Annotated in this window: 25 protein-coding genes; 13 read left to right on the top strand and 12 right to left on the bottom strand. The window is 70.8% G+C overall.

Going from position 1 to position 17397, the window contains the following annotated elements; all coding sequences use genetic code 11:
• Positions 1-43: 43 nt before the first annotated feature.
• Positions 44-232 carry a DUF1918 domain-containing protein gene (locus QRX60_RS07230; RefSeq protein ID WP_284745509.1) on the bottom strand — a complete coding sequence of 63 codons (189 nt, stop codon included), beginning with the start codon at positions 230-232 and terminating at the stop codon, positions 44-46.
• Between the two features lie 309 nt (positions 233-541).
• Here QRX60_RS07230 and QRX60_RS07225 point away from each other — a divergent pair, with 309 nt between their 5' ends.
• The 3 genes from QRX60_RS07225 to QRX60_RS07215 are packed head-to-tail and all read left to right on the top strand — an operon-like array spanning position 542 to position 1997.
• Entirely contained in the window at positions 542-907 is a 366-nt protein-coding gene (locus QRX60_RS07225) for a TrmH family RNA methyltransferase (RefSeq protein WP_286000023.1), read from the top strand.
• Complete coding sequence (locus QRX60_RS07220) at positions 829-1461, top strand: spermidine synthase family protein (protein ID WP_286000022.1); 633 nt, start codon at positions 829-831, stop codon at positions 1459-1461. Before QRX60_RS07225 ends, QRX60_RS07220 begins: the two co-directional genes overlap by 79 nt.
• Complete coding sequence (locus tag QRX60_RS07215; protein ID WP_286000021.1) at positions 1443-1997, top strand: hypothetical protein; 555 nt, start codon at positions 1443-1445, stop codon at positions 1995-1997. The genes QRX60_RS07220 and QRX60_RS07215 overlap by 19 nt, the downstream gene beginning before the upstream one ends.
• On the opposite strand, the gene QRX60_RS07210 is transcribed toward QRX60_RS07215, so the two are convergent.
• Together QRX60_RS07210 and QRX60_RS07205 are read right to left on the bottom strand one after the other, a co-directional pair.
• Complete coding sequence (locus QRX60_RS07210) at positions 1994-2575, bottom strand: HhH-GPD-type base excision DNA repair protein (RefSeq protein WP_286000020.1); 582 nt, start codon at positions 2573-2575, stop codon at positions 1994-1996. The two genes, QRX60_RS07215 and QRX60_RS07210, sit on opposite strands and share 4 nt — an antisense overlap.
• 30 nt (positions 2576-2605) lie before the next feature.
• Complete coding sequence (locus QRX60_RS07205) at positions 2606-3385, bottom strand: helix-turn-helix transcriptional regulator (protein WP_286000019.1); 780 nt, start codon at positions 3383-3385, stop codon at positions 2606-2608.
• A gap of 50 nt (positions 3386-3435) precedes the next feature.
• Here QRX60_RS07205 and QRX60_RS07200 point away from each other — a divergent pair, with 50 nt between their 5' ends.
• Together QRX60_RS07200 and QRX60_RS07195 are read left to right on the top strand one after the other, a co-directional pair.
• On the top strand, positions 3436-3849 hold the full coding sequence (locus tag QRX60_RS07200; protein WP_286000018.1) for a DUF2000 domain-containing protein: 414 nt from the start codon (positions 3436-3438) through the stop codon (positions 3847-3849).
• 85 nt (positions 3850-3934) lie between these two features.
• Positions 3935-4423 carry a hypothetical protein gene (locus QRX60_RS07195; RefSeq protein ID WP_286000017.1) on the top strand — a complete coding sequence of 163 codons (489 nt, stop codon included), beginning with the start codon at positions 3935-3937 and terminating at the stop codon, positions 4421-4423.
• 3 nt (positions 4424-4426) lie between these two features.
• Here the strand turns inward: QRX60_RS07195 and QRX60_RS07190 are convergent, their stop codons facing one another.
• The 4 genes from QRX60_RS07190 to QRX60_RS07175 all read right to left on the bottom strand — a co-directional run bounded on the left by QRX60_RS07190 (position 4427) and on the right by QRX60_RS07175 (position 6496).
• Positions 4427-5044: a class I SAM-dependent methyltransferase gene (locus QRX60_RS07190; RefSeq protein ID WP_286000016.1), complete on the bottom strand. Its 618-nt coding sequence runs from the start codon at positions 5042-5044 to the stop codon at positions 4427-4429.
• 10 nt (positions 5045-5054) lie between these two features.
• Entirely contained in the window at positions 5055-5435 is a 381-nt protein-coding gene (locus QRX60_RS07185; protein WP_286000015.1) for a DUF2203 domain-containing protein, read from the bottom strand.
• A 25-nt stretch (positions 5436-5460) separates the two neighbouring features.
• Positions 5461-5970: a hypothetical protein gene (locus tag QRX60_RS07180; RefSeq protein ID WP_286000014.1), complete on the bottom strand. Its 510-nt coding sequence runs from the start codon at positions 5968-5970 to the stop codon at positions 5461-5463.
• Between the two features lie 88 nt (positions 5971-6058).
• A complete protein-coding gene (locus QRX60_RS07175) occupies positions 6059-6496 on the bottom strand; it encodes a hypothetical protein (protein WP_286000013.1) in 438 nt (145 codons plus the stop codon).
• A 165-nt stretch (positions 6497-6661) separates the two neighbouring features.
• On the opposite strand from QRX60_RS07175, the gene QRX60_RS07170 reads away from it, so the two are divergent.
• Positions 6662-7885: an NADP-dependent isocitrate dehydrogenase gene (locus QRX60_RS07170; RefSeq protein ID WP_286000012.1), complete on the top strand. Its 1224-nt coding sequence runs from the start codon at positions 6662-6664 to the stop codon at positions 7883-7885.
• Positions 7886-8064: 179 nt separating this feature from the next.
• A complete protein-coding gene (locus QRX60_RS07165) occupies positions 8065-8361 on the top strand; it encodes an SH3 domain-containing protein (protein WP_286000011.1) in 297 nt (98 codons plus the stop codon).
• A 4-nt stretch (positions 8362-8365) separates the two neighbouring features.
• On the opposite strand, the gene QRX60_RS07160 is transcribed toward QRX60_RS07165, so the two are convergent.
• The 3 genes from QRX60_RS07160 to QRX60_RS07150 form a co-directional block, all read right to left on the bottom strand.
• Entirely contained in the window at positions 8366-8914 is a 549-nt protein-coding gene (locus QRX60_RS07160) for a permease (RefSeq protein WP_286000010.1), read from the bottom strand.
• 79 nt (positions 8915-8993) lie between these two features.
• Entirely contained in the window at positions 8994-9569 is a 576-nt protein-coding gene (locus tag QRX60_RS07155) for a TetR/AcrR family transcriptional regulator (protein ID WP_286000009.1), read from the bottom strand.
• A gap of 643 nt (positions 9570-10212) precedes the next feature.
• The gene (locus QRX60_RS07150; protein WP_286000008.1) at positions 10213-10950 is read right to left on the bottom strand and encodes an MBL fold metallo-hydrolase; all 738 of its coding nucleotides are present in this window, start codon (positions 10948-10950) and stop codon (positions 10213-10215) included.
• 55 nt (positions 10951-11005) lie between these two features.
• Here QRX60_RS07150 and QRX60_RS07145 point away from each other — a divergent pair, with 55 nt between their 5' ends.
• The gene (locus QRX60_RS07145; protein ID WP_286000007.1) at positions 11006-11812 is read left to right on the top strand and encodes an exodeoxyribonuclease III; all 807 of its coding nucleotides are present in this window, start codon (positions 11006-11008) and stop codon (positions 11810-11812) included.
• Here QRX60_RS07145 and QRX60_RS07140 read toward each other — a convergent pair.
• On the bottom strand, positions 11809-12282 hold the full coding sequence (locus QRX60_RS07140) for a cupin domain-containing protein (RefSeq protein ID WP_286000006.1): 474 nt from the start codon (positions 12280-12282) through the stop codon (positions 11809-11811). The two genes, QRX60_RS07145 and QRX60_RS07140, sit on opposite strands and share 4 nt — an antisense overlap.
• A gap of 82 nt (positions 12283-12364) precedes the next feature.
• On the opposite strand from QRX60_RS07140, the gene QRX60_RS07135 reads away from it, so the two are divergent.
• A complete protein-coding gene (locus tag QRX60_RS07135) occupies positions 12365-12865 on the top strand; it encodes a MarR family winged helix-turn-helix transcriptional regulator (protein ID WP_286000005.1) in 501 nt (166 codons plus the stop codon).
• 57 nt (positions 12866-12922) lie between these two features.
• Here the strand turns inward: QRX60_RS07135 and QRX60_RS07130 are convergent, their stop codons facing one another.
• The gene (locus tag QRX60_RS07130) at positions 12923-13651 is read right to left on the bottom strand and encodes a chitinase (RefSeq protein WP_286000004.1); all 729 of its coding nucleotides are present in this window, start codon (positions 13649-13651) and stop codon (positions 12923-12925) included.
• A 455-nt stretch (positions 13652-14106) separates the two neighbouring features.
• Here QRX60_RS07130 and QRX60_RS07125 point away from each other — a divergent pair, with 455 nt between their 5' ends.
• The 4 genes from QRX60_RS07125 to yhjD all read left to right on the top strand — a co-directional run bounded on the left by QRX60_RS07125 (position 14107) and on the right by yhjD (position 17394).
• Entirely contained in the window at positions 14107-14457 is a 351-nt protein-coding gene (locus QRX60_RS07125; protein WP_286000003.1) for a hypothetical protein, read from the top strand.
• 343 nt (positions 14458-14800) lie between these two features.
• Complete coding sequence (gene trpS / locus QRX60_RS07120; protein WP_286000002.1) at positions 14801-15835, top strand: tryptophan--tRNA ligase; 1035 nt, start codon at positions 14801-14803, stop codon at positions 15833-15835.
• Positions 15832-16335 carry an ATP-binding protein gene (locus QRX60_RS07115; RefSeq protein WP_286000001.1) on the top strand — a complete coding sequence of 168 codons (504 nt, stop codon included), beginning with the start codon at positions 15832-15834 and terminating at the stop codon, positions 16333-16335. Before trpS ends, QRX60_RS07115 begins: the two co-directional genes overlap by 4 nt.
• 45 nt (positions 16336-16380) lie before the next feature.
• Positions 16381-17394 carry an inner membrane protein YhjD gene (yhjD, locus tag QRX60_RS07110; protein WP_286000000.1) on the top strand — a complete coding sequence of 338 codons (1014 nt, stop codon included), beginning with the start codon at positions 16381-16383 and terminating at the stop codon, positions 17392-17394.
• Positions 17395-17397: the final 3 nt, after the last annotated feature.

Raw genomic sequence — 17397 nt, 5'->3', positions numbered from 1 at the left:
AGGCGACTCCCGGCTCATCACCTGCGAGGAAGGTGCCCTTCGGCTAATCGGCGTGGGCCTGGACTTCGCAGTCCGGGCCCGGGTAGACGAGCGCTTCGTGCCCGTCGGCGAACCGCACCAGGTAGGGCGGGGCGCCGTCGGGCCCGCGGACTTCGAGGATCTCGCCGCGCTGCTCGGCCGACCCGACGGTACGGCCGTGTACCTGGATTTCGTCTCCCACTCCTGCATGCATGGGCTTCACCTCCGTGTCCAGAGTAGGAGCGCGGATCGTTCGGCGGTCCCGGCGAACGGGTTAGAATCCCGGCATGATCAGCGAATCCGGAGGCGCCGCGCCTCGGCGCCGGTGAGCCCCGCTGTCCGGGTCCGCACGCCCCGCGAACTGCGGAAGTCCCGCTGTGGCCGTTGCACGGCGCGAACCTGGGCACGCTCCTGCGCACCTGCGACGCGGTCGGTGCGTGCCTCGCGGTGCCGCGGTTCCCCTGGGTACCCGAGGCGTTGCGGCGCGGAAACACGGTGCGGTGCCCGGCATGCGTGCACTTGGGTGCACGATCCGCCCGGCCGGCTGGCGCGCGAACGGGTGGCCGGCACGCGCGTGGTCGGCGTCGAACTGGCGGAGGAAGCGGTGCGGCCGGCGGACCTCCCGGCCGCCCGCGGCCGCACGATCGCCGTGCTCGGCCACGAGCGGACCGGCATCCCGCCGGAGGTCCTCGACCTGCTGGACACCGTCGTCGAGATCCCGATGGGGGCACCGGCGCCAGTCTCGACGTCGCGGTGGCGGGGAGCCTGGTTCTGTACAAACTCGCTGGCCTGCTGTGAGAAGGTCGAAGCGTGGTCGAGGTGGTGGAGACCGCCCGGGGCCGGGGCGGCGAGCTGGTCCTGCGGCGCGACGGGGATGCGTTCGAAGTGATCGAGAACGGCGTTTTCCTGATGGACACGCGCAACGGCGAATCCGAGCGCCTCCTGGTGACGGGTGCCCTGTCGCCGGGGGCGAGCGTGCTGATCGGCGGCTTGGGCGTGGGGTTCTCCCTCCGCGCGGCGCTCGACGGGGGAGCGGCGTCCGTCGTGGTGGTGGAACGCGAGCCGGCGGTGATCGCCTGGAACCGCTCGGGTCCACTTCGGACGGTGCACGCCGACGCGCTGGCCGACCCCCGGGTGCGGCTGGTGGAGGCGGATCTGGTCCCGTGGCTTTCCGGGACCTCCGAACGCTTCGACGCGCTGTGCCTCGACATCGACAACGGTCCCGAGTGGACGGTCACGGAAGGCAACGCCCACCTGTATTCCGAGGCCGGGCTGGCGCGCTTGGCCGGGCTGCTGAACCCGGGAGGCGTGCTGGCGGTGTGGAGCGCCGGCGCGGCCCCGGTGTTCGCCGCGCGGCTTCGCGCGCACTTCGGGAAGGTGTGCGAGGTCCCGGTCGAGGTCCCCCGCGGCGAGCCGGACGTCCTGTGGTTCGCGCAGCGCTAGCGGCGGCCGAGAACGCGTCCTGGTGCGCGGCGGTCTGCCCCGGCGGGCGGTTCGGCCCGCGGGCCTGGACCCACCCGCGGCGCACCCCGCGGTACTACCCGGACGCGGTGACGCTCGATCCCTCCGCCACGGCCGCCGACGTTCTCCCGTTCGTCGACGGCTCGTCCGGGTGCTCGGTGAAGGACAGTTTCGCGACGCTGGAACTGCCGGGCTTCTCGGTGCTGTTCGAGGCGACGTGGATCGCGTGCGGCCCCGGCGTTCCCGAGCCGGGCTGGCAGCGCACCGCTTCACCATGGGGGCCCTCGGTGGCGCTGCTGTCCCGCGGCGAGAACGCGGTCGTGGCCCATCGCGGTGACGGCGTGGTCGGGCTGTCGAACTTCACGGGGCCGGACGAGGGCTGGCCCGGCGCGGTCGCGGCGGTGGCGGCAGCCTTCCCGGGCGCCCCGGTGGCCGGCTACGAACACGGCGACGCGCTGGAGGTCGCGCTGGCCCACGGCGCGCGGCCGCTCGGCCCGCTGCGCGTCTGGGTGCGCTAACCCGCCTTGGCCGCGGCCTTGGCGGCCTTCTTGAACGCACGGACCTCGGCCAGCGTCTCGGCGCTCGTGACGTCGGCGATCGACCGGCGCGAGCCGCGGTCGCCGTACGCCCCGGCCGCCTCGCGCCAGCCCTTCGGCTGGATGCCGCGCTGCTTGCCCAGCAGGGCCAGGAAGATCTTCGCCTTCTGCTCGCCGAACCCCGGCAGCGCCCGCAGCCGCTTCAGGACTTCCGGGCCGTCGGGCTTCGGGCGGCCGTCGAGCCAGAGCCCCTCGGTCCGGCCGTCGTAGTTCTCGATGATGTGCTGCGCGAGCGCGTGGACGCGGCGGGCCATCGAGCCGCCGTAGCGGTGGATGGCGGGCGGCACCACGCACATCTCGACGAACTTCTCGACGTCGGTCGCGGCGATCTTCGCGAGGGAGAACCCGTCCATCCGGTCGGCGATCTTCCGCGGGCCGGCGAAGGCGTGCTCCATCGGGTACTGCTGGTCGAGGAGCATGCCGACGAGCAGGGCGAACGGGTCGTCGTTGAGCAGCTTGTCGGCGGCCGGGTCGCCGGTCAGGTGCAGTTCGCGCAGCATGCGGTCATCTTGACACAACCGGCAGGCAGGTCACCGAGCCTTCGAGTACCGCGACGGCGTCGTGCCCAGGTACCGCTTGAAATGCCGGGTCAAGTGAGCTTGATCGGAGAACCCGGTGGCGGCTGCCACGTCGGCCGCCGGGGCACCGTCGAGCAGCAGCCGGCGTGCGCGGTCGACGCGGCGGCCCGTCAGGTAGCGGTGCGGCGGCAGGCCGAACCGCGCCCCGAAGCAGCGGACGAGGTGCGCCGGGTGCGCCCCCAGCGTCTCGGCCGCTTCGGCCAGCGTCAGCGCTTCGGGCAGCTTCGCGTCGAGCAGGTCCCGCAGGTCGTCGGCGAGCCCCCGCTTCGGCGGGTGCGTGGCCGGCCGGCCCAAGTGCGTGCGCAGCCGCTCGGCGACGAGCGCGAGCCGGCTTTCGGCCTCGAGCGCGTCACCCGGCTCGGTCAGCGACGCGTGCAGCTGGTGGATCCGGGTGCGCAGCAGCCCGTCCGCGACGCTCGGCCGGTCGACCGCCGCGCCGACGAGGTCCTCGCCCAGCACCGACGTCTCCAGGTAGAGCACGCGCTTGCGGAAGCCGTGGCTGGTCGCGGCGCGCCCGTCGTGCGCGACGTTCGGCGGCAGCAGCGTCACGGCCGGGCCGAGCGCGCCGTGGTGGTGGCGGTCGAGGTCGTAGCGGATGACGCCGTCGTCGACGATCAGCAGCGTCCACGTGTCGTGCGTGTGCAGCGGGTAGGCGTGCGTGATGAAGCGCGCGTGGAAGACCTCGGCGATCCCCGGGACCGCCGGCCGCCAAGCCGAGACGCGTGCCTCCATGTCAAGAACGTACAAGACGCGGCGGTGGCCGGCGGGCGAGTCTTCGGAGCATGAGTTCCTTCGACACGAAGATCGCCGTCCTGCTCCGCGACGACCTGGCGTCCTGGCAGCGGCTCAACGTCACCGCGTTCCTGGTGAGCGGGATCGCCCACGTGACGCCGGAGCTGATGGGCGAGCCGTACCTCGACGCCGACGACACGGAGTACCTGCCGATGTTCGGCCAGCCGGTGCTGGTCTTCTCGGGCACGGCGGACGTCCTGACCGCGGCGCACACCCGCGCGCTGGGCCGCGGCCTGCGGATCTCGATCTTCACCGACGAGCTGTTCCACACGGGCAACGACGTCGACAACCGGGCGGCGGTCCGCGCGGTGCCGGGCGAGAAGCTGGCGCTGGCCGGGCTGGCGGTGCACGGCCCGAAGAACGCGGTGGACAAGATCCTCAAGGGCGCGTCGCTGCACAAGTGAGTAGAAACCCCCTATTCGGTCATCACGGGCACTGGCAGCATGATCGGCAGTGCCGCGGTGCGCGGCTCGAACTGGGGGAGGTTCCGTGAATTCACTTCGTCGTGCGTGCGTGGTCCTGACGGCGGCGGCCGGGCTGGGCTTGGCGCTCGTGCCGGCCGCTTCGGCGGACCCGGTGCAGACGGTGGACTACACCTCGGAAGACGGCGCTTGGCCGCTGCAGGGCAGCGCCCACTACGCGGCGCCGGGCGACGAGATCGCCGTCTGGGAGTACGACGGCAGGCTGAAGATCGACGTCCAGTCGGGGCTGAAGGACCTGCGCGTCGAGCTGAGCGCCCCGGCGGGGGAGGCTCTGCACACCGGCACGTACACCGGCGCGCGCTACCGCGGCCAGAGCGACCCGGCGCTGACCACGCCGGGGATCTTCGTGGTCAGCGGCAACTTCGGCTGCGGCGACCCGTACGCGGACTTCACGATCGACCGCCTCGACGCGACCGGCGTGGACGTCACCTTCGTCCAGCACTGCGGGTCGCCGGACGGCCCGGCGACCCGTGGCGAGGTCCACTACAACGGCTGACTCTCACGGGGCCGTGGCGTGGACCACGAACACGCTCCGCACCCGGTCCCCGCCGTCCACCGTGAACGTCCATGCCGAAGCGTCTGCGAACCCGGCCGACGAAGCCAGCGCCGCCGCCTCGGTTTCGTCGGTCGGGAACGTGATGTCCCTCGGCACGAACTCCGCGAAGGCCCCCGAAGGCCGGAACCGCGCCCCCGACACGACCGAGAACGCCAGGCGCCCGCCCGGCTTCAGCACGCGCAGCCAGTCGGCGAACGCGACCGCCCCCAGGAAGTGCAGCGAGGACGCGCACAGCACCACATCGGCCGACCCGTCCGGCGCCGGCATCGGCACCGCCGGCCCGACCTGCCACGTGATCAGCCCCGACGGATCCAGGGTGGGCGCCTTCGCCGTCGCGCGAGCGACCATCGCCGGCGAAAGATCGACAGCCAGCACGCGCTCCGGCTTCAGCAGCAGAGCCGCGTACGCCGCGAAGCCGGTCCCCGTGGCAACGTCCAGCACGAGCTGCGGCCCGGGAGCGAGCGGCTCGACCAGTGCGTCCGCCACCTGGGCGTGGAAGGTGTCTTCGTCGTAGTGCTCGGCCGTGCCGTCGAAGAGGGCCGCCCTCGATTCGTGGTCCACGGACCCCAACCTAGCCGGGCGGACCAGCGATTTTCAGCGGCCGGCGCCCCGCGAAGCCCAGGTCGGCGCGGTGGTACCAGCCCAGCTCGCGATCACCTTCGAGCCAGCACAGCAGCACGTCGGTGCCGTCGAGCTCGGCCGGGAAGTCGACCAGCAGCGGCGCGAACCCCTTGAGCTCGGCGCCGGTGCGCTGGACCGTCGTCATCAGGTCGTCGAGCCGGGCCTGGGCGGCCTTCCACTCGGGCAGCCCGCCCAGCTCGGTGGCCCGCCCGCCCGGGCGCAGCGACGCCGCGAGCTCGGCCGCGTCGGCCCGGACGCGCACCAGCTCGTCGAGGACCGGACGCAGCCGCGCCAGTTCGTCGCGTGCCTCCGCGACGGTGAACAAACCCATCGCCCGATGATCCCATCGGCCCGGTTCAGGCCTCCCGGCGCCGCCGCACCAGTGCGTTGGCCAGCCCACTCCCGACCAGCAGGAAGCCCACGCCCAGCAGGCCGCCGATGAAGAGGAAGTCCATGACGCCGTACGCGATGTCGCTCTTCGGCATCAGGTTCACCAGCCGGAAGCCCCAGTCGGGCACGGCCATCGCCGCGACCCCGGGCAGCACGCCGTAGATCAGGCCGCCGAGGATCGGGCCGACCGCCGACAGCGCGCCGAGCGACGCGACGACGAGCAGCAGGATCGCCCCGCCGGCCAGCAGCGCGATGCCCAGCGAGTCGCGGTTGGTGCTCAGCGTGGCCTGGATCAGTTGTTGCTGGCGCAGCCCGCCCCAGCTCAGCAGGCCCAGCGCGACCGGCGTGAGCAGCAGCCCGCCCAGCGCGCTGACCAGGTGGGCGACGCCGCGGCGCGGCCGCTCGTCGAGCACGTCAGTGGTGTCGTCGTAGTCCTCGTAGTCGTCTTCGTACTCGGCGTACCGATGGGTCGACATGGCCGTCACCTCCCGCATGATGAGTTCACGGATGGCATCGTGCCTTGGTTCACCCTTCGGCGCGACGATCGCTCGGCGAGCGGTCGGATCAGGTCACCGGCAGGCTCAGCGACCCTTCGACGTCGTCGCGGGCCACGTGCACGGTCCAGCAGCCCGGTGCGGTGAAGCGGAAGCCGACGCCCCATTCGCCGCCGGGGTAGGCGAAGGTCGAGCCGCCGTGTTCCTCCGGACCCCACACCGGCTGGACCACCTGGGCGGCGGGGCCGGTCGCGAAGATCCTGATCGGCCCGGTGCCGGTGACGCGCCAGACGATCTTCTGCTCGTCACCGGCCTTCATCGGGACTTCGGAGAACAGCAGGGCCACCGCCGTCCCGCCTCGCGACGGGCCCTGCAGGCCCTGGTGGACCTGGTCCGGCGACGGCGGGTGGGCGCAGTCGGCGTACGGCGCGAGCCGGGGTGGCCCGGCCGGGGGCGTGGTGCAGGCGGCGGCGAACAGCGCGACGGCGACGAACGCCCTGGTAGCCACCCGTCCAGCATCCCGCCGCCCCGTGATTCGTGCCACAACCGGCGGGTGGAGACTTGATACCGACCACTACTGGAACCATCCAGCTCCGTCAAGCAGTACGCTTGTACCGCTACCGGCGAGACGTATCGAAGAACGCGAAGATCCGCGGAAGGAGCACCGCTGCTCATGGCCAAGATCAAGGTCCAGGGCACCGTCGTCGAACTCGACGGCGATGAGATGACCCGCATCATCTGGCAGTTCATCAAGGACAAGCTGATCCACCCGTACCTGGACGTGAACCTGGACTACTACGACCTGGGCATCGAGGAGCGGGACCGCACCGACGACCAGGTCACGATCGACTCCGCGAACGCGATCAAGAAGCACGGCGTGGGCGTCAAGTGCGCGACGATCACCCCGGACGAGGCGCGTGTCGAAGAGTTCGGCCTCAAGAAGATGTGGCTGTCCCCGAACGGGACGATCCGCAACATCCTCGGCGGCGTGATCTTCCGCGAGCCGATCGTCATCCAGAACATCCCGCGGCTGGTGCCGACGTGGACGAAGCCGATCATCATCGGCCGCCACGCCCACGGTGACCAGTACAAGGCGACCAACTTCAAGGTCCCCGGCCCGGGCACGCTGACCATCAGCTACACCCCGGACGACGGCTCCGAGCCGATGGAGTTCGAGGTCGCGAAGTTCCCCGAGGGCGGCGGCGTCGCGATGGGGATGTACAACTTCAAGAAGTCGATCGAAGACTTCGCGCGCGCCTCGCTGCAGTACGGCCTCGACCGCGGCCTGCCGGTCTACCTCTCCACCAAGAACACCATCCTCAAGGCCTACGACGGCCAGTTCAAGGACGTGTTCGAGGAGATCTTCCAGAACGAGTTCAAGGCCGACTTCGACGCCAAGGGCATCTCCTACGAGCACCGCCTGATCGACGACATGGTCGCCGCGGCGATGAAGTGGGAGGGCGGCTACGTCTGGGCGTGCAAGAACTACGACGGTGACGTCCAGTCCGACACGGTCGCGCAGGGCTTCGGCTCGCTCGGCCTGATGACGTCGGTGCTGCGCACGCCGGACGGCAAGACCGTCGAGGCCGAGGCCGCGCACGGCACGGTCACCCGGCACTACCGCCAGCACCAGCAGGGCAAGCCGACCTCGACGAACCCGATCGCGTCGATCTACGCGTGGACCCGGGGTCTCGAGCACCGCGGCAAGCTGGACGGCAACCAGGAGCTGATCGGCTTCGCGCACAAGCTGGAGCAGGTCGTCGTCGAGACCGTCGAGAGCGGTCAGATGACGAAGGACCTCGCGCTGCTCATCGGCAAGGACCAGCCGTGGCAGACGACCGAGGAGTTCCTCGCGACGCTGGACGACAACCTGGCGAAGAAGATCGCCCAGGGCTGAGTTCCCGTGCAGGAGCCCCCTTCCCGGTCCGCCGGGAAGGGGGCTCTTTCGTGCACAGCGCGTCACCGGCGGGCGAGGCGGACTGGCGCCTCCGGGTGGTTGCTACGTCCAGCGCTGTTGGTTTGGGTAAAGGTTTGCCTACCCTTGGCGGGGGACGGGGCACGCGGTTGGAGGAAGGCATGTCGAAGAAGACTCTGATCATCTTGGGCGCCATCGTCCTGGTCATCGTCGTCTACGTGATGAACACGAACAAGCAGGCCTCGGGAGCATCGGCCACCGGGTGCAAGGTGACCGTGACCGCGGACGTCCTCAACGCCCGTGAGACGGCCGACGGCAACGCGAAGATCGTCGGCAAGTACCTGCGCGACGCCCAGTTCGACGCGCTGCCGGGCGTGCAGAACGGCTTCCGGAAGGTGGCCGACGACAAGTGGGTGGCCGCCGCGTTCACCGAGCCGGTCGCCGGTTCCGCCTGCTGATCCTTCAGACGCCGAGCAGGTCCGCCGCGAGGGTGACGATGCCGAACGCCGCGGCGGACAGGCCCAGCGTGCGAGCGCGCTTCGGGTCGCGCTTCGCGGCGGCGCGCCAGTAGAGGCCGATGCCGATCGCCAGCATCAGCAGTTCGACGACGGCCGAGACGGCGGGCAGCCGCCAGAGCCCGAAGCCGAACGTGGGCAGGTCGCCGGCGTTGCCGGGCAGGATCGGCAGGTCGGCGCGGTGCACGACGAGGTCGAGCAGCCAGTGCGAGAAGACGACGCCGCCGAGGACGAGCCCGGCTTCCCGGCCGAGCCGCCACGCGGCGACGGCGCCGAAGAGGGCCGCGAGGACGAGCGCGCCGACGAGCGAGTGCGTGTAGTCGGCGTGGATGACGCCGCCGCCGTAGCCCGTGCCGTCGACCGTCTCGATACCGCTGAGGTAGAGCGGCACGAAGACGACGTCGAGCCAGGCGGTGGCGAGCATGAGTGTCCACACGGGAATGGCCGGCCGGCCCGCCTTGACGGCGGCCGCGAGCCCGAAGTGCCCGGCGATCATCTGCGGGCCTCCGTCCAGGGGAAGCGGGCGTCGAGCACGCCGAGCCCGACGGTGAAGAGGAGGACGGCGAGGAGGAAGCTCATGATTTCTCCGCGTAGTTCGTGAGGCCTTGGACAAGCAGGGTTTTGAGGACTTCGAAGCTCTGGTCGACGTCTTCGGGCCGCCCGAAGCCGCCGGACGCTTCGAGTCCGGCGAAGCCGTGGACAGCGGCCCGGAGGCAGCGGGTGGCGTGCACGGCCTGGACGTGGTCGAAGCCGAACGGCCGGAGCACGGCGAAGACGACCTCGGCGACGGCGTGGGTGGCCCGGCTGAGTTCGGTGTCCGATGCGTCGGGGGCGGTGGTCAGGGCGTTGGTGCGGTGCGGGTGGCGCCGCAGGTAGGCGCGGTAGGCGTCGGCGAGGGCTTTTACGGCGTCCGCGCCTTCGCGCCCGGTGGCGGCGGTTCTCAGTGCCTCGGCCATCTGCTGGACGACTCTGAGATCGATGAGCCGGCGCAGGTCGGCGAGGTTCCTGACGTGCTTGTAGAGCGAGGGTGCGGCGACTCCGGCGCGTCCGGCGACCTTGGCGAGGGTCAGGGTTTCGGCACCGGCTTCGTCGACGATCTCGAGGGCGAGGTCGACCACCGACTCGGTGGTCAGGCCCGCCCTAGGAGACATCGCGGTGGCTACTTGACATAGCTTTAAAGCTAATGACCGTAGCTTCGAGTGTCAAGGCGCGGTTTTTGTCGGTGGTCGCTGGTAGAACTTGCCGGGTCAGAAGATGCAGGTGAGGGGAGGTGCGGCGACGTCCGGGGACGGGCGACAACTGAATGCGGCATGGGCTGAAGCGGTGTCCGCGGGGTCTCCAGGGGGAGTTCCGCGGGCGGAAGGGTTCAGCGGTGTGCGGCGGATCGGCGGGTGCCGGAGGAGGAAGCCCGGGGACCGCGCTCGGACGGGGGTCGGAGCGCGTGGGGCGGATTCCTTCGGACCGCCGAGACGACGGCTGGAGCGGCTGGGCAAGCGGCCATCAAGGCCGATCCCAGGTGGGCGAAGCTGCACCCAGGGCGGTGAGGGTTGCGCGAGCGAGAGTCGCGCCCAGGTGGCGAGAGTCCCGCCCGGGCGGGTGAAGCTACGGGCACGCGGGCTGAAGCTGCGCCCAGGCGGGTGAAGCTGCGCCCAGGCGGCGCTGTGCCTGGGCAAGCGAGGGCCGCGCCCAAGCGGGGGAAGCTGCGAGCGCGCGGGCTGCAGCTGCGCGCAGGCGGCGCTGTACCTAGGCAAGACAGCCGCGCCCTTGCGAGCGAAAGCTGCGCCCGCCTTGGCGTCAGAGCGCGACGGCCAAATCCTCTTCCGCGACCAGCACCTCGCCGCCGAACTCGGCGCGTGCCTCGGCGGCGGCTGCCGCGCGGTCGGTGCCCGGCCAGAAGTGGGTCAGCATGAGCCGGCGCGCTCCGGCCCGCTCGGCCCAGTGGCCCGCCTCCGCCGCGGTCATCAGGAATCGGGGCTCTCCCTCCGCCGGTGGGGTGCGGAGGGTGGCGTCGCAGATGAACAGGTCCGCGTCGCGGCCGAGGTCCGCCAAGGCCGGCGAGGGTCCCGTGTCCCCGGTGTACGCCACCGTGAGCCCGGGCGCCGTCAGCCGCACGCCGAAGTTCGGCAGGTAGTGCGGCAGCTCGTACGTCGTGAGCCGGAACGGTCCGACGTCGGCCGGGTCGCCGAGGTCGTGCACCTCGAACAGCTCCGCCGGGTCCGGCCGCGGCTCCATCGCCGCCAGGCGCCGGACCGTGCCGGGCGTGCAGTGCAACGGCAATCGCGGCGACCCGCTGCCGGCCTGGACCGTGTAGTGCCAGGCCCGCCCGAGCGCGCTCACGTCCGCGCAGTGGTCGGGGTGCTCGTGCGTCACCACCACGGCGTCGGGCATTCCGTGCGCGAACAGGCGCGACGCCGCGCCGTACCCGAGGTCGAGGACGACGCGGAATCCGTTGTGCGACAACAGGAACCCCGCGCACGCCCGCCCGGGCTCCGGGAACGCGCCGCAGCTGCCGAGCACCGTCAGCTCACCCATGCCCGGCAGTCTGGCAGAGCGGCCACCGGCGGGCACGTGAGTTCTGCCGGGTAGCGTGCAGCACGTGCTGACCGTCTCCACCGTGAACGTCAACGGCCTCCGCGCCGCCGCCAAAAAGGGCTTCGTCGAGTGGCTCGCCGCCACGAAGGCGGACGTCGTCTGCTGCCAGGAGGTGCGCGCCACGGCGGAGCAGCTGCCCGCGGCGGTCGTCGAGCCCGAAGGGTGGTTCTCGGTGCACGCCCCCTCCGCCGTCAAGGGGCGCAACGGCGTCGCGATCTACAGCCGCACCGAGCCCGAAGAAGTCCGGATCGGCTTCGGGGAGCCCGAGTTCGAAGACAGCGGCCGCTACCTCGAAGTCCACCTGCCGGACGTCGTCGTCGCCAGCCTCTACCTCCCCAGCGGCGACGTCGGCACCGAGCGCCAGGACGAGAAGGAGCGCTTCATGGCCGCGTTCCTGCCCTACCTCGTCGAACTCCGTGCGAAGGCCGCCGCGGCCGGGCGCGAGGTCGTCGTCGTGGGGGACTGGAACATCGCCTACGACACCGTCGACCTCAAGAACTGGCGCGGCAACCGCAAGAACTCCGGCTTCCTCCCCGAGGAACGCGCCTGGCTCGGCCGCGTCTACACCGAAGCCGGCTACACCGACGTCCAGCGCCGCCTCGACCCCGAAGGCCCCGGCCCCTACACCTGGTGGTCCTACCGCGGCCAGGCCTTCGACAACGACTCCGGCTGGCGCATCGACTGCCAGCTCGCGACCCCGGGCCTCGCCGAGAAGGTCGTCGACGTCGTCGTCGAGCGCGCCGCCGCCTACGACCAGCGCTGGTCCGACCACGCGCCGGTCACCGCCACCTACGACATCTAGGCCGCGCGGGCCGCGCGCCAGGCCGCGCTGTCCACGAAGTGGTTGTCGAACCGGTCCTGCGACGCCAGGATCTCCGCCGGCGACGCCTCGCCGCGCCGGATCCGGTCGATCATCCGGAAGTACTCGAAGCGCTCGACGCCGGGCGTGAACACGATCAGCACGTCCGCGCCCGACCGTGGAGTCGCGCCGAACGCGTGGTTCGTGTGCGGCGGCACGAACAGCATGTCGCCGGTCCGGACCGTCACGACGTCTTCGCCGTTCAGGACCTCCAGCTCCCCGTCCAGCATGAAGAACATCTCGGCCGACGAGGTGTGGAAGTGCGGCGTCGCGCCATCGCGCCCGCGGCCCAGGGAAGCGCGGTTCGTGCTCAGGTGCCCGCCGGTCTGGGAGACGTCCGCGAGCAGGGTCATCGTGTCGGGGGTCGAGCCGAGCTGCTCGGCTTCGTCGTGGCGTACCAGCAATGTCGTCATGCCCAAGATGGTTCCACGCCTGATAGTTCGCTGTCAAACTATCAGGCAGCGAATAGTGCTGGCGTCGAATAGAGTGGGCGGCGTGAGTGACGAAGACGCCGTCGACGCCGTCGTGTCGGCCTGGCACCGCGAACGCCCCGACCTCGACCTGGCCGCCATCGGCGTGGCCGGCCGGATGGGCCGGCTGGCGCTGGTGCTCGGCCCGGCCCAGGAGCGGGTGTTCGGCAAGTTCGGCCTGCAACGGGGAGAGTTCGACGTCCTGGCCGCACTGCGCCGGTCCGGGAAGCCCTACACGCTGATCCCGTCCGAGCTGTCCGCGACGCTGATGATGTCCCGCGCCGGCATGACGAGCCGCCTCGATCGGCTGGAGAAGGCCGGGTTCGTCGAGCGCGCGCTGGACCCGAACGACCGCCGCAGCTTCCGCATCCGCTTGACGGACAAGGGTTTCGACGCCGTCGACGCCGCGATGACCGAGCACACCGCGAACGTCTCCGAACTGCTGTCGGGACTGTCCGGAAAGGAGCTGGGCCTGCTCGACGACGTCCTGCGCAAGCTCCTGGGTCACCTCGATCCCCAGGTCTGACACCAAAAAGGGCCTCCCCGGCCGGAAGCCGGGAAGGCCCTTCTCGCCGCGCCCGGCTCAGCAGGAGAGGTTGTCGCCCGTCGGGACCCCGAGGATCCCGGTGATCTGGCTGTACTTGTCGATCCGGCTCTGCACCTGCGCCGGGTTGCCGCCGTTGCACTCGATGGACCCGTTGATGCTGCGGATGGTCTCGCCGAAGCCGCGCTGGTTGACCATCGCGTCGTGCGGGGTCATGGTGCCCGGGCCGGTCTGGGTGTTCCAGTACCAGAGGCCGGTCTTCCAGGCGACGGCCGCGTTCTGCTCGACCTGGTAAGGGTTGTTGAGCAGGTCGATGCCGAGGGCGTCGCCGGCGGCCTTGTAGTTGAAGTTCCAGCTCAGCTGGATCGGGCCACGGCCGTAGTAGGCGGCCTGGCCGGCGGGGCAGCCGTAGGGCTGGCTCGCGTCGCAGTAGTGCGGGTAGTTCGCGGTGTTCTGCTCGACGACGTAGACCAGACCGCCGGTTTCGTGGTTGACGTTCGCCAGGAACGCTGCGGCTTCCTGCTTCTTCACCGTGTCGTCGCCGGTGTTGGCGAAGCCGGGGTAGGCCGACAGTGCGTCGGTCAGGCCGCTGTAGGTGTAGAAGCTGTTGCGGTTCGGGAAGATCTGGTTGAACTGGGCTTCGCTGACGACGAAGGAGGCATCCGCCGCGGCGGACGCGGTGGTGGCCGGGAGCACGACGGCGGCGGCCGCCGCGGCGAGCGCGCTCACCGCCACGCCGGTGCGCTTCAGGAACCGGGCAATCGACATTCGGGACTCCTCTTGATCACGCCGGTCGTGCGCGGTCCGACCGAGCCGAATGGGCTACTCCAAGAGGTATAGACCAATCGCCATCGAGTGAAAAGTTTTCCGAATAAGAGGACGCGATCGGAGCAGTCCTGGCTGCGACGAACGGCAGGGCGTGAGGCGATTTTGCGATGAACGGGTGACGGGTGGCCGGACACGGATCGGTCACGCTCTACTCTCGGTGTGAGCGTTCCGCCTTCCGCAACACCCGCTTGGGTGATCGAAGTGAACCGTGGGGGTGCCCGGATCGTGTTACTGGTTGGGCACTAGTCTCGGCCCCCGAGCGGGTCGGTACCGACAGGTCTTGACACGCTCGGTAGTTTTTTGACCAGTAGCACGCAGCGTCTCACTCGGATGGGTGAGCGTTTCGCTCGTCACTCGCGGGAGGCACTCCGGTGCGCAACCCAGGTCAAAGCCTGATGCGATCCACGCTGCGCGGTTTCCGCGCGGTCGCGGTGGTCGCGCTCGTCCCGGCCGCGCTGCTCCTGGCCGGCGGCGGCGACGCGTTCGCCGACGTCGTGACCGCGCAGGCGGACACCAACGCGGAGAGCTTCGGCGTGCTCGGCCCCGTCGGGCTGGTCGCGGTCGCGCTCGGCATCGTCGGCATGACGCTGGGTGTGCTGCGCCAGCGCCGGAAGGCCCGCGTCGCCGAAGCCGCCCCGGCCGTCCCCGAAGCTCCCGGCCCGGTCACGGCCATGGCCGAAGCCGTCCTCGGCGAGCCCGACGCCACGCCGACCCGCCCGTTCCTCACCCAGCGCCCGCACGCCTGAGGCGCTCCCGGCTCGGCGCCGCAGCGCCGCAGATGCCTCGGCTCACCCCGTCCGGCGGTAGGTGCCCCTCGCTCGGCCCGTCGGCACCACGAAACCATCCCCCAACGGCGTTCAGTGCCCTGGTCGCACCCAATGTGGCGTTCGGTGCGCTGGACGCACCCAATGTGGCGTTCGGTGCGTCCGGGCGCGCTGGTGCCGACCTGCCAACGCCCCAAAGCAACCCGGGTCCACGCGCGCCCCACCTCGACCTCGTCAGTGCCCGCCGCACGCCCGGGCTTGGAAGAATCCCCAGCTTGAACCCCCTCGGCACCCGCCGCGCGTCCCGGCCTGGAAGAATCCTCCCGTGTCCGAAGAGCAGACCGTCGCAGCCGAACGCCGTCCGCGGGTCCTGTCCGGGATCCAGCCCACCGCCGACTCGTTCCACCTCGGCAACTACCTTGGCGCGCTGCGCCAGTGGGTACGGCTGCAGGACACGCACGAGACCTTCTACAGCGTGGTCGACCTGCACGCCATCACCGTCGAGCAGGACCCGAAGGTGCTGCGGCAGCGCACCCGCGTCTCGGCCGCCCAGTTGCTCGCCATCGGCATCGACCCGCAGCGCAGCGCTCTCTTCGTGCAGAGCCACGTCCCGGAGCACGCCCAGCTGAGCTGGGTCCTCGAATGCCAGACCGGTTTCGGCGAGGCCGGCCGGATGACGCAGTTCAAGGACAAGTCCGCGAAGCAGGGGTCCGACCGCTCCAGCGTCGGCCTCTTCACCTACCCGGTCCTGCAGGCCGCGGACATCCTGCTCTACCAGGCCGACGCCGTCCCGGTCGGCGAGGACCAGCGCCAGCACCTGGAGCTGACGCGCGACCTCGCGCAGCGCTTCAACAACCGGCTGGGCAAGACGTTCGTCGTGCCCGAGCCGTACATCATCAAGGACACCGCCAAGATCTACGACCTGCAGGACCCGACGAGCAAGATGAGCAAGTCGGCGTCCGCGGCGAACGGGCTCATCGAACTGCTCGAAGACCCGAAGCGCTCGGCGAAGAAGATCCGCTCGGCGGTCACCGACACCGGCCGCGAGGTCAGGTTCGACGCCGAGAACAAGGCGGGCGTCTCGAACCTGCTGACCATCTACTCGGCCCTGACCGACCGGACGATCGCGGACCTCGAAGCGGCGTACGAGGGCAAGGGCTACGGCGACCTGAAGAAGGACCTCGGCGAGGTGTTCGTCGAGTGGGTGACCCCGATCCAGGAGCGCGCGAAGTCCTATTTGGACGATCTGGCGGAGCTGGACAAGGTCCTCGCCACGGGTGCCGAGCGCGCCCGCGACGTGGCCTCGAAGACGCTGGCCAAGACGTACCAGCGGATCGGGTTCCTTTCGCCGGTGCGGTGAAGCTGATCCTGTTGAACGGCCCGCCGGGCAGCGGCAAGTCGACGCTCGCCCGGCGCTACGCCGACGCCCACCCGCCGGCGCTCGCCCTGGACGTGGACCGCGTCCGCGCGATGGTCGGCGGCTGGCGGGAGAACGCCGGTGCGGCCGGCCTGCTGGCGCGCGACCTCGCGGTGGCGGCGGCGCGGACGCACCTGACCGCGGGCCACGACGTCGTGGTGCCGCAGCTGCTGGCCCGGCCGGGGTTCGCCGAGCGGCTCGAAGCGCTGGCCGCCGAGACCGGCGCGAGCTTCCACGAGATCGTGCTCCTGCCCGGCCGCGAGGAGGTACGCCGGCGCTTCGCCGCGCGCGGTTCGTCGGAAGTCGAGACGGCGGCGCCGCTCACGGAGGAGGACCTCGCGGCGGCCTACGACCGCGTGGCGGAGTACGCCGCGACGCGCCCCCGGGCGTCGATCCTCCGCGGGGAGACGACGTACGAGGAGCTCCTCGCCTCCCTCACGTGAACCGCTCGCGTTGCGGGAGTCACCGGGCGTGGTTAGCGTTCCACAGTGGCGAACGAAGAAACGAAGGAAAAGCTCCTGCCGCGGCTGCGGCGGAAGCACCCGTGGCTCGATCACCTGATCCGGGCGAACGAGGCCTTCACCGAGCGGTACGGCAACCACTACGCCGCCGCGATCACCTACTTCAGCGTGCTGTCGGTGTTCCCGCTGTTCATGGTCGCCTTCGCCGTGGTCGGGCTGGTCGTCAACCACGACCAGGCGATCATCAAGAAGATCACCGACGGCATCAACGGCTCCGTGCCGGAAGGCCTGCAGGAGCTCGTCAACGGCATCGTCAAGGGCGCGCTGGACTCCGGCGGCGGGATCGGGATCTTCGGCCTGCTCATCGCCCTCTACTCCGGCATCGGCTGGATGTCGAACCTGCGGGACGCGCTCACCGCGCAGTGGGGCCAGGAGAAGCAGCAGCTGCCGCTGGTCTCCACGACGCTCAAGGACCTCGTCGCGCTCGTCGGCCTCGGTGTCGCGCTCGTCGTCTCCTTCGCACTCACCGCGGTCGGTGGCGGTGTCGGGCAGTTCCTGCTCGAGCTCGTCGGGCTCGAACAGCAGACCTGGGCGATCTACCTGCTCCGGGCGGCGACGATCGTGCTCGGCCTGATCGCCAACACCCTCGTGTTCCTCTGGGTGATCGCGCGGCTGCCGCGGGAGCAGGTCGCGCTGCGCAGCGCGGTCAAGGGGGCCGCGGTCGCCGCGGTCGGGTTCGTCATCCTGCAGCAGGTCGGGTCGATCTACCTGGCCAGCGTCACGAAGTCGCCGTCGGCCGCGCTGTTCGGGCCGGTCATCGGCCTGCTCGTGTTCGCCAACCTCGTCTCGCGCTTCCTGTTGCTCATCACGGCGTGGACGGCGACGGCGAAGGAGAACCAGCGCAAGGTCGTCGCGCCGCCGGCGCCGGTGCGGCTCGAGCAGAACGTCACCGTGCAGCGCGGGCCGGGCCTCGGGGCGGTCGCGGGCGCGTTCAGCGCCGGGGCGCTGCTCGCGTGGCTGGGTGGCCGTCGCAAGCCTTGACAG

Source organism: Amycolatopsis mongoliensis, from assembly GCF_030285665.1.
Taxonomy (GTDB): Bacteria; Actinomycetota; Actinomycetes; order Mycobacteriales; family Pseudonocardiaceae; genus Amycolatopsis; species Amycolatopsis mongoliensis.
The sequence above is the reverse complement of the archived record's forward strand: the minus strand, read 5'-3'. Positions and strand labels throughout refer to the sequence as shown.